The 10,086-nt window shown below is 60.2% G+C and carries 9 protein-coding genes and 4 tRNA genes; 12 read left to right on the forward strand and 1 reads right to left on the reverse strand.

Annotation, left to right across the window (positions count from 1 at the left end):
• Positions 1 to 285: 285 nt before the first annotated feature.
• A complete protein-coding gene (locus AAFH99_RS05555; protein ID WP_231492098.1) occupies positions 286 to 1,449 on the reverse strand; it encodes a hypothetical protein in 1,164 nt (387 codons plus the stop codon).
• Here AAFH99_RS05555 and AAFH99_RS05560 point away from each other — a divergent pair.
• From AAFH99_RS05560 to AAFH99_RS05615, 12 genes are all read left to right on the forward strand, one after another.
• Positions 1,436 to 2,917, forward strand: a complete 1,482-nt coding sequence (locus tag AAFH99_RS05560; RefSeq protein ID WP_406828913.1) for an alpha/beta hydrolase — start codon at positions 1,436 to 1,438, stop codon at positions 2,915 to 2,917. The two genes, AAFH99_RS05555 and AAFH99_RS05560, sit on opposite strands and share 14 nt — an antisense overlap.
• Complete coding sequence (locus AAFH99_RS05565) at positions 2,914 to 3,663, forward strand: ATP-binding cassette domain-containing protein (protein ID WP_043320770.1); 750 nt, start codon at positions 2,914 to 2,916, stop codon at positions 3,661 to 3,663. The genes AAFH99_RS05560 and AAFH99_RS05565 overlap by 4 nt, the downstream gene beginning before the upstream one ends.
• Positions 3,660 to 4,862, forward strand: a complete 1,203-nt coding sequence (locus AAFH99_RS05570; RefSeq protein WP_406828914.1) for an ABC transporter permease — start codon at positions 3,660 to 3,662, stop codon at positions 4,860 to 4,862. Before AAFH99_RS05565 ends, AAFH99_RS05570 begins: the two co-directional genes overlap by 4 nt.
• 10 nt (positions 4,863 to 4,872) lie before the next feature.
• Positions 4,873 to 6,015 (forward strand): alanine racemase, encoded by a 1,143-nt coding sequence (gene alr, locus AAFH99_RS05575; RefSeq protein ID WP_406828915.1) that lies wholly within the window; start codon positions 4,873 to 4,875, stop codon positions 6,013 to 6,015.
• A gap of 86 nt (positions 6,016 to 6,101) precedes the next feature.
• Positions 6,102 to 7,118, forward strand: a complete 1,017-nt coding sequence (birA, locus tag AAFH99_RS05580; protein ID WP_406828916.1) for a bifunctional biotin--[acetyl-CoA-carboxylase] ligase/biotin operon repressor BirA — start codon at positions 6,102 to 6,104, stop codon at positions 7,116 to 7,118.
• A gap of 5 nt (positions 7,119 to 7,123) precedes the next feature.
• On the forward strand, positions 7,124 to 7,942 hold the full coding sequence (locus tag AAFH99_RS05585) for a type III pantothenate kinase (protein ID WP_406828917.1): 819 nt from the start codon (positions 7,124 to 7,126) through the stop codon (positions 7,940 to 7,942).
• Between the two features lie 80 nt (positions 7,943 to 8,022).
• Complete coding sequence (locus AAFH99_RS05590) at positions 8,023 to 8,742, forward strand: SPOR domain-containing protein (RefSeq protein WP_231492106.1); 720 nt, start codon at positions 8,023 to 8,025, stop codon at positions 8,740 to 8,742.
• 152 nt (positions 8,743 to 8,894) lie between these two features.
• Positions 8,895 to 8,970, forward strand: a tRNA-Thr gene (locus AAFH99_RS05595).
• 111 nt (positions 8,971 to 9,081) lie between these two features.
• Positions 9,082 to 9,165: transfer RNA gene (locus tag AAFH99_RS05600), tRNA-Tyr, on the forward strand.
• An 81-nt stretch (positions 9,166 to 9,246) separates the two neighbouring features.
• Positions 9,247 to 9,320, forward strand: a tRNA-Gly gene (locus tag AAFH99_RS05605).
• A 124-nt stretch (positions 9,321 to 9,444) separates the two neighbouring features.
• A tRNA-Thr gene (locus AAFH99_RS05610) sits at positions 9,445 to 9,519 on the forward strand.
• A gap of 187 nt (positions 9,520 to 9,706) precedes the next feature.
• On the forward strand, positions 9,707 to 10,086 hold a 380-nt coding region (locus AAFH99_RS05615), incomplete at its 3' end, for a GTP-binding protein (RefSeq protein ID WP_406828918.1).

Here is a 10,086-nt window from a genome sequence, read left to right on the forward strand (position 1 = left end):
GCTGCGTCGCAAACGTCCCTGTTTGCGACGCTTCCAAATACAACACCCCAGCACTCCAGCTTCAATTTGAACGAGTGTGCTTCGTAAGCAAATGTTTATTCGGGGTAATTTAGCCAGATGTGAAGGTGCCGACGGTGGGGGAAGTTCGCGAGACCTTCAAAAACAGGATGTTTTTGCAGAGCCCCCAGGGATGGGTTCACGGCGTGTCTCGCGAACTTTCACCACTGGCGGCGCCGCCAGTGGAAGTACTACGAAGTACCGTAGCAAAAACCACAGAGGTTTAAATTACCCTGCGTAAGCGTTATCCGGCACCAGATCGTAATTCACATCCCCGAGGTCAAACTGCTCAAGAGGAGCAAGGTGCATGGGGACGCGGTAGCAGCGAAGCAGTTCGTCACCGCGGCGATCCATCACTTCCAGCTGTTCACCGGAAATGCTGTGCAGCAGGCGATCGAACTCGGTAACGGCAGAGGCAATCGCCATCTTGTATTCCAGCTCGTCGCCCAGCTTGATATAGCGCGCATCGCCATCCACCAGCTCGATGCGCAGCCAGCCCGGTCCGCGCTCGGCGCCGGCGACGCCCAGAACCAGCGGGCCCTGTTGATCCTGACAGATAGGGGCGAGCTCGTAAGTTGAAGGCTCCGCATCCGCCTCCTGGCCAACCCACACCCATCCAGGCAAGCCGATACGGGTGAGGTGCCATTCCGACAGCCACACGGTCTGGTCATCATCCACGCGGAACTCGCTGTACTCCCGCTGTCCACTGCTCGGAGCCAGGCTTACATTGGCCTCCGGATTTTGTTTGCGGAAGGTATGCAGCTGCTGGGTCATCTCATAATTGACTTCCCAGCGTTTCTGCAGGCGCCACTGCATGGGGTACTCGCCCCACTCCACCAGATACTCCTCGCGCTCGCGCAGCGTTTCCGCGACGCGCCAGAAAGCACCGTCAATAAGAATGCAGGTATCACCGGGTTTACTGCCGGGGGCGATAATGCTGTGTTCGGGGGAGGCTTCAGAGGCGTTGACCACATGCTCGCTGCGACCCTCAATCACCTCGTACCAGGGAAAGCCATGGCGCAGGGGGGGAGGAAAGGCCAGTGGTGGGCGGCCCGCAAGTAGACGGCGGAAAAGAACGGATTTTTCGATTTCCAGGTCAGACAGGGTGTAGCCTTCTTTCTGGGTAATCTGGCCCCAGGCAAAGGCTGCCCGTACCAATTGTTTTTCTCTGTCTGAAAAGCTCATCTCGGCGGGTTCGTTGCTTATTCTGTAGTCAAACGACGGCAAACCATACCACTCGGCGCCGGTTGACGCCACGGCAATCTCGTGTAGAGCACAGCGATGGCGGGAAAACTTCGGTAGACTGCGGAAGCGACTAATTATGCGCGAGTGACTGATGTCGAAGAAGAAGAGAAAAGTAAGTGGATGCAGGCCGCTTTTGGGAGCGGTCATCTGGGGGCTGCTGGCAACTGGTGCCGCGGTGGCGCAGCAATCCGGTCCGTCTGCCGTACCGGGCCCGCTGGTGCCTGAACCCTGTTATGGCAGCGGCTGGTCTGATGCGTTGCGCTGTTACCAAGTGCCGGTCACAGGCCCACAGGCCGGGCAGGGGGCGGAACTCGCGGTGCTGGTGGCGCCAGCGCTGAACGGCGGCCAGCAGGAGCCTCTGTATATGTTGGCCGGTGGCCCCGGCCAGGCGGCGTCAGATTTGGTGCGGCTGCTCAACCCGCTGCACAAGATCAATCGCGAGCGCGATGTGGTGTTTGTGGACCGCCGTGGCGCCGGCCTTTCGGATGTATTCGATTGTGGCGTCAGTGACTCTCCACCTTCGGATCTGCAGCGGTTTGCCGAGATTATCGCGCAATGCTATGCGGGTGCTTCCGACCGCCCGGTGACCCTCAATAGCCGCCAGACGGTGGAGGATCTCGAACAGGTACGCAAAGCCCTGGGGCACGAAAAAATCAGTCTGTGGGGCGGTTCCTGGGGTACGCGGACTGCGTTGCTGTACCAGCAGTGGTACCCGGAGTCCCTGGAGAGGCTGGTGCTGGATGGGGTGGCCCCCATTGAAAGCAAAGTATTCCTGACCGCTCAGGAGGCGGAGTCCGCCCTGCAGCAGCTCCAGCGGGACTGTGCCGCCGACCCTGTGTGCGCTGAATTTGGCGACTGGCGCGCGGCTTTGGACCAGATGCTCGCAAGTTGGGACCGAGCCCGAGCGGTGAGCTTTCCGGACCCATTTACCGGTTTCCCTTCGGAAGAACCGGTGGAAGGTTGGGTGCTCGCCAATGCCGTGCGCAGTGCGCTTTATGATCCCGCTGCCGCGGCGCAGCTGCCGTTTGCCGTTGACCAGGCGGCCAAGGGCAATCTGATGCCGATGGCGGGTATCGTTGGTCTGTTCGCCGCAATGGAAGGCAGTATGGCCATGGGGCTGACATTTTCTGTCGCCTGCGCCGAGGAAATGTCGCGCATCAGTGAAGCGGAAATTGCTGCCGACAGTGCTGGTACATTTCTTGGCCGCGCCTTCCTGCAGCCATTTGTGCGTGGTTGTGCCAACTGGCCGGTGCCCCCCCGTGAATACGCCCCTCCTGAGCCCCGCGCGCATCCGGTGCTGCTGATCTCGGGTAGTGCCGACCCGATTACCCCACCGGACTATGCAGAGCGGTCACTGGGCTACCTGGAAAACAGCCAGCACCTGGTTGTGCGGGGTGGGGGGCATATCAACAGTGCCCGCGGTTGTATTCCCGATCTGATTCTGGAGTTTCTCGGCGGTGAAAGCAGCGAGCTGGAATTTGGTTGTGTGGCCGACATCAAGCGCCCGCCATTTATGGCGGCGGCGTTTGGCCCGGAGTTCACGCCGAGACAGGAGGCAGACGTGGCGCGGGAAGATGCGACCGGTGCCAGTGTGCAGGAAGGAGGTCAGCCATGATCCGTGTTCAGGGAATTAGCAAGTCTTTTGCCGGTCAGCCGGTGTTGCGGGATCTCAGCTTTGAGGTGCCCGATGGCCGCATTACCGCTTTGCTTGGTGCCAATGGTGCGGGCAAAACCAGTTGTCTGCGAATTGTGTGCGGATTGTTGGCTGCCGAGGGTGGCCAGGTGCTGGTTGGTGGCCTGGATCCGGCGGTGGACCCGCAGGGCGTTCGCCGGCAGCTTGGGGTTGTCGGGGATCGCGAGGGGCTATACGAGCGCCTGACCGTCGCCGAATACCTGGATATCTTTGCCCGCATGCAGGGATTGTCCGGCGCCGATTTAACACGGGCACTGGAATCTACCTGCGAGGAGCTGGAGCTTCACCCGTTGTGGAAGCGCCGTATGGGGGGCTTTTCCCAGGGAGAGCGGATGAAAGTTTCCCTGGCCCGTGCCCTGGTGCATCGCCCCCAGCACTTGATTCTCGATGAGCCCACTCGCGGATTGGATGTGCTTGCGGTGCGGCTTTTGCGCCGCACCCTGTTGCGCCTGCGGGCCGCCGGCACGGCGATCCTGTTTTCAAGTCATGTCATGCCGGAGGTGGCGGAGCTTTCCGACTGTGTGATGGTGATGTCCCAGGGGCGCATTGTGGGCCGCGGTACCCCCGAAGAGCTGCGAGGGCTCACCGGGTGCGAAAGTCTTGAAGACAGCTTTGTGGCCTTAGCGTACGGTGAGAAAGGGGCCCAGACCGAAGAGGTGCTGGTATGAGCAGGATGGGAAAGGCCGCGTTTCGGTCGGGGATACTGGCATTGATGCTGCCACTGCTGCGCAAGGAATTCCTGGAGGCGTGGCGCGATCGGCGGGCGCTGATCATGGCAGTGAGCTTTGCGTTGATGTTCCCGGCGATGATGGCCGGTGGCTCAATGTTTATGATCAAGAAAAAGGCCGAAGAGGGTACCCGCGTCGCGATACTTGGCAGTGAGCAGGCGCCATTGATGGCGGAGCGGCTGCGTGGTCCCGGCGTCGAGATCGAGAACCTCGGCAGCGGCGACCCTCGTACCCTGCTGGCGGAGGGCTATCATCTGGTGCTGGTTTTCACGGATGACTTTGCCCAACGCTACCGCGACTTCCGCGCGCCGCCGCTGTACCTCTATGTGGATACCTCCAGCACCGATGCGGGTCGCGCCCAGCGACAGCTGCAGGAGCGCCTGGCGGGTCTGCAGCAACTGGTGGTGACGCAACGACTGGCGGCGCGAGGCGTTGCCCAGCAGGTGCTGGCACCCTGGAAACTGGAAACCCGCGATGTGAGTACACCCTCCGCGCGCGGTGCCCTGTTGCTGGCGATGGTGCCGGGGTTGCTGATCCTGACACTGTTCGTGGCGAGCCTGGCCACCTCGGTGGATACTTCTGCTGGAGAGCGCGAGCGTCTCAGTATCGAAACTCTGCTGCTGCAGCCAATGCCGGCATGGCAGATCATCACCGCGAAAATGCTTGCGGTGGCGAGCCTCGGCTGGCTGGGCGCCCTGATGGCTATTGGTGCGCTTGTCGCTCTGATGCCGGTGATGCCACTGGCAGAGCTGGGTATTCAGCAGGCCACGACCGTGTCTGGGGTAATCAGTATGGGGTTGCTGCTGTTGCCTCTGGCGCTGCTGGTGGCGGTGTTGCAGATCCTGCTGGCGTTGCGCTCGCAGTCATTCAAGGATGCGCAGACCCAACTGAGTATCCTGCAGATAGCCCCTCTGGTGCTGCTGATGGGGTTGGATATGGCGCAGGTAAACCTTGCGGACAGCTGGCAGTTATTGCCGTTGATTGGCCACCAGCAGTGGCTGAAAGCGCTGCTGGTCGGGGAGGCGGTCTCACTACCGTGGATGCTTGCCGGGTCTGCTGTCACCCTGATGTTTGTTGCGGCGGCAGTCGCTACTGGTGCCCGCGCCTTGCGCCGGGAATCTCTGCTTTCCGCCGGCTGAAGAGGTAAAGGTGTCTATTACGGAACAGGAACGCGAAGGATTGCTGAGTATTGATCTGGGGGCGGTGCTGGAGAACTACCAGCGTCTGCATTCGGTGCTCTCACGAGGCTGCCAGTGTGCTGCGGTGGTCAAGGCAAATGCCTATGGCCTCGGTATGGCCCAGGTGGCCCCCCCTCTGTACCGCGCCGGGTGTCGGGAGTTTTTTGTCGCCACCCTCGCCGAAGGACAGGAACTGCGGGAGATATTCCGGAACTGGGCGGGTAGTGACGCGCCAAGAATTTATCTGTTGTCCGGCGTGCGCCCGGGGTGCGAGGCGGCCTGTGCGTCAGCCGGCTTGATCCCGGTACTGGTTACCATTGAGCAGCTGACCCGCTGGCTGGCGGCTACAGAGTCTGGTGGGCGCGCGGCTCCCTGTGTGTTGAAGATTGACACCGGGATGACCCGATTGGGCATGACCGCCGTGGAATTTGATCGCCTGGTGCGCGATGAGGTGCTACTGGCGCGTTCCAACATTCAGATGCTGCTGAGTCATCTGGCCTGTGCCGACGAGGCGGATCACCCGCAAAACCGGTTGCAGCTCGATCGTTTTAATGGCTACTTGCAGCGGCTGCGTGCGCACTGCCCGGAAGTGCGCGCGAGCCTGGCCAATTCTTCCGCAATTTATCTGGGGGAGGAATATCATTTTGATCTGGTGCGCCCCGGGTCTTCGCTATACGGAATCAACCCAACCCCGGGTGTTGCGAACCCCATGTCTGCGGTGGTCAATTTACGTTTACCTGTGTTGCAGAAGCGCTCGGTAACGGAAGAGTGCGCCGTGGGCTACGGGGCGACCGAAGTCGCCCAGGCGGGCAGCTGGTTGGCCGTGGTGCGAGGGGGCTATGCCGATGGCATGTTGCGCACGCAAAGTGGTCGCGGGCGCGGCTGTGCGGTGATCGGGGACCGGCGAGTGGAGGTGCCTATGATCGGACGTGTATCCATGGACACCTCCGTGTTTGATATTTCCGCCCTGAGTACTGAGGAGCGAGCGCAGCTGGATATCATTGAGGTGCTCAATGACGTACTGACGGTCGATGATATGGGCGCGGCGGCGGACACTATCGGTTATGAAATCCTGACTTCCCTGGGGACTCGGTATTACCGGCGCTACTTGTAGCAGCTGTAGTGGCGGGCAGAGTGCGCGGGTGGCTGTGTCTCGTCGATATAATGCAGTATCAATTTCTGAGGTCAGGAGTAACTTCATTGAGTTCGCAGCAAAATGGCGTGCTTGGCACATTGCGTCCCCTGTTGGATCAGTTGGCGGATGGCGAGGTCCACTCTGGAGAGGCGCTCGGTGAGACGCTGGGCGTGAGTCGAGCAGCGGTGTGGAAGCAGCTGCAAAAACTGGAAGCCCTGGGTCTGCCGGTGGAATCGGTCAAGGGACGGGGGTACCGCCTACCGGGTGGGTTGGATTTATTGAGCACTGCGCAGATTCTCGATGCAGTTTCGCCGCAAATCGCACCGCAACTCGAGCGCTTAGAAGTATTCGATCAGCTGGATTCTACCAATGCACAGGTGCTTTCCGCCTTGGCTGGTGGGCAGGGGCACGGATTGGTAGTGCTCGCCGAGCAGCAAACCGCCGGGCGCGGCCGGCGCGGTCGCCAGTGGCTCAGCCCGTTTGCCGCCGGAATCAGCCTTTCAATCGGCTGGCAATTCAATGGTGGAGTGCAGCTGTTGGAGGGGTTGAGTCTGGCGGTGGGGGTGGCTCTGGCGAGGGCGTTGTCCAGATTTGACGTGCCAGATGTACGTCTCAAGTGGCCCAATGATGTGTGGTGTCGCGGGCGCAAGCTTGCCGGTGTATTGCTGGAATTGAATGGAGATCTCACCGACTGCTGCGGTGTGGTAGTGGGGATTGGTATGAATATGCGTCTGCCGGAATCTGTTTCGGGGGCCATTGGGCAGCCCTGGATAGATCTGGAAACCGTGCGCCCGGGCATATCCCGTAATCGCCTGGTGGCAGCGATGCTGGATGAGCTGGTGCCAATGCTGGCCGCCTACCCGGACAGCGGGTTTGGCCCCTGGCACGCTCCCTGGATGGCGCTGGACCAGTTCGCCGATGCAGAAGTGTGTGTGCAGTCTGCACACAAACGTTGGTGTGGGGTGGCGCGCGGGGTCGACACCGGTGGCGCCCTGTTGCTGGAAATAGACGGCCAGAAAAAGGCGTTCCATGGCGGTGAGGTTTCCCTGCGCCCTTTGTCATCTAGCGGAAACGGCAGGTAAGAACCTTGAGTGACATTTTGCTGGAGCTCGATCAGGGAAATACCCGCGGTAAGTGGCGATTGGTACGCAGCAACCAAGTGCAGGGAGCGGATATTATTGCCCGCGGCGTCTTCGCCCCGGGCCCCTGGTGGCGGGAAGATAAGCTGCCGGAGAGCTGGCGGTTGCAGAAACCGGCTGAGATCCGCTGCGCTAATGTGGCTGGCGCCCAGGTGGCCGATGCCATTGACCGGCGCTTGCGGGCCGAGTTGGCGCTGCCTGTGGCGTTTGCGCGGGTCACTCCGGAAAGTGCCGGTGTTCAATGCGCCTATGGCGACGTGTCCCGTCTCGGGGTGGATCGCTGGTTGGCAGTGCTGGCCGCGCACGCACGGGCGACAACGCCCGCACTGATTGTGGATTGCGGCAGTGCAGTCACGCTGGATCTGCTGGATGGGCGTGGGCAACACCTGGGAGGGTACATTGTGCCCGGGCTCGGGTTAATGCGGCGAGCGCTGTACAGTGACACTGACGCGGTGAAAGTGGATGAGTCGTTCGCTGAGGGCATGTCACTGGCCCCGGGGTGTCGTACCGAGGATGCGGTGAATCGCGGGCTGCCGTTGATGGTGCTGGGTGCCGTTGAGCGGGTGCGTGAAATCTTGCTGCAGCAGTTGAGGCAGGTGTCGGGCCAGAAGATGGCGCTTTCCGGTGGGGAGGCTTCACCGTTGCGAACGCTATTTACCGGTGGCGACGGCGCACTGATCGCATCCCTTTACCAGTATCCGTCGGAAGTGGTGGAAGATCTCGTGATGGACGGACTTTCCCATGCTGCCCTGCGGGTGCGGCCCTGAGGTCGTGGCCGGGCGTGGGCCCCCGCAATTCCTCTAGAACTAGTACAAGCCAATAAAACTCTATGCGTTGGATATTTTTTTTGCTGCTGATTGCAAACCTGGGTCTCCTCGGGTGGCTTCTGAGCGCCGATCGCGCGCCCGCTGCGAAAGTGGTCGTGGCGACGCCGGATACGGGTGTCAACACGATTTCGCTGGTCAGTGAAATGGATGCGGCTGAACTCGAAGCGAGCGCAACTCCCGAAGAGAGGCCCCGACCGCGCGCGCCGGCTGGGAACGATGAAGTGGTTGCGCCTCTATGCACGCTGGTCGGGCCATTCGAAGAGGCGTTCCAGGGGGAAGACGTGGTGCGTCGCCTGCAGGCATTGCAGGTGGATGCCGAGCTTCGAGATGTGGAAATGCAGGGGCAGATGCGTTACTGGGTTTACCTGGCGCCGCTCAGTTCTACCCGGGACGCATTTCGCAAGTTGCGAGAGTTGCAGGCGGCGGGCATCGACAGTTATGTAATTCCGAAAGGGTCGCTGGAAAACGGCATCTCTTTTGGAATTTTCTCTGAACTGGAGCGAGCGCAATCTTTAACCCGGGAGCTGCAGGCCAGGGGGTTTGCGGCGGAGTATCGCGAGGAGCCGCAAACATACCTCGAGCGCTGGGTAGTGTTGAGTGGCAGTGAGCCGGTATCCGGCGCGACCGCGGGTAGTGCGGTCGGGGAAGCCTTCTGGCAGCAGTTGCAGCTGGATTATCCGGATATCGGGCGTCGCCAAAATCTGTGCAGTGAAATTCAGCAGGGCGATACCCCGCAGTAATAGGTGGGGAAAGCAATTTGCCTGCCGGGGTGAAGAAAAGCGACAACAGGCTGTTGCTTGTGGAGATCACTTCCCCTAGAATCCCGCCTCCACTTCAGGGGGTGTCAACGCCGCTGAAGTATATGGAGCTTTCGGGCTTCAAATTTAGAGATGCTGGCGTAGCTCAGTTGGTAGAGCAGCTGACTTGTAATCAGCCGGTCGGGGGTTCGACTCCTCTCGCCAGCTCCATCTCTTTTCCGGTTTGCAGGCTGCTGAGAAAAATCAGTTAAGTGTGTGAAATTAAAGGAAAAACTTGTTGACATCGAAAAGGTCGCTGTAGAAAATACGCACCGCTTTCGAGCAGGGGTTCCCGAGTGGCCAAAGGGATCAGACTGTAAATCTGACGCGCAAGCTTCGGTGGTTCGAATCCACCCCCCTGCACCATTATTTAGATGCCTGTGTGCTGGCATCGAAGGTAGAAGAGGTTGTTTTGTCTTCTGCCTGGAGGTTATCGCACGCGATAGCGCGGGCATAGTTCAATGGTAGAACCTCAGCCTTCCAAGCTGATGATGCGGGTTCGATTCCCGCTGCCCGCTCCATTTCATTGTGCGGAGCCTGGTTGGCAAGCTTGAATAAGCTTGGTTCTTAAGTCGCCTGGCCTTGTTGGTCTGGTGCTGCAGGCGGCCCCGCCTGCGCCGGCAGAGGTGCTGGCATTTGGAGTAGGCTCATGTAGCTCAGGGGTAGAGCACACCCTTGGTAAGGGTGAGGTCGGCGGTTCAAATCCGCCCATGAGCTCCATTATTCGTAGCCGCGGTGACCTGTGTCTCCGCGGCTATTTGTATCCGGGTTTTTTGTCGTCAGGCGGCCCGGGTGCGTAGGCTCCCGAGCGGACTCTTGTCTGTGGTGACTCTTGTTTGTAGTTGCGTGGGAGCCGTTCTTGGTAATAGTCGCTAGTTCGGCTCACGCTTATATTGGGAGGCCCGCAATGGGAAAAGAAAAGTTTGAACGTTCCAAGCCCCACGTAAACGTGGGCACCATCGGTCACGTTGACCATGGTAAAACCACCCTGACCGCTGCGCTGACTCGCGTATGTTCCGAAGTGTGGGGCGGCGCTGCCGTTGCCTTCGACGGTATCGACAACGCTCCGGAAGAGCGTGAGCGTGGTATCACCATCGCCACCTCTCACGTTGAATACGAGTCCCCGACCCGCCACTACGCGCACGTAGACTGCCCGGGACACGCCGACTACGTTAAGAACATGATCACCGGTGCTGCTCAGATGGACGGTGCTATCCTGGTATGTGGCGCGACTGACGGTCCTATGCCGCAGACCCGTGAGCACATCCTGCTGTCTCGTCAGGTAGG

It is taken from the genome of Microbulbifer sp. ARAS458-1 (assembly GCF_045348205.1).
Lineage (GTDB): Bacteria > Pseudomonadota > Gammaproteobacteria > Pseudomonadales > Cellvibrionaceae > Microbulbifer.

Excerpts from the sequence above, each read along its gene's own strand:
- AAFH99_RS05555 (WP_231492098.1), bottom strand. The coding sequence starts at position 1,449 with ATGACCGCTCCCAAAAGCGGCCTGCATCCACTTACTTTTCTCTTCTTC.
- AAFH99_RS05565 (WP_043320770.1), top strand. The coding sequence starts at position 2,914 with ATGATCCGTGTTCAGGGAATTAGCAAGTCTTTTGCCGGTCAGCCGGTG.
- AAFH99_RS05570 (WP_406828914.1), top strand. The coding sequence starts at position 3,660 with ATGAGCAGGATGGGAAAGGCCGCGTTTCGGTCGGGGATACTGGCATTG.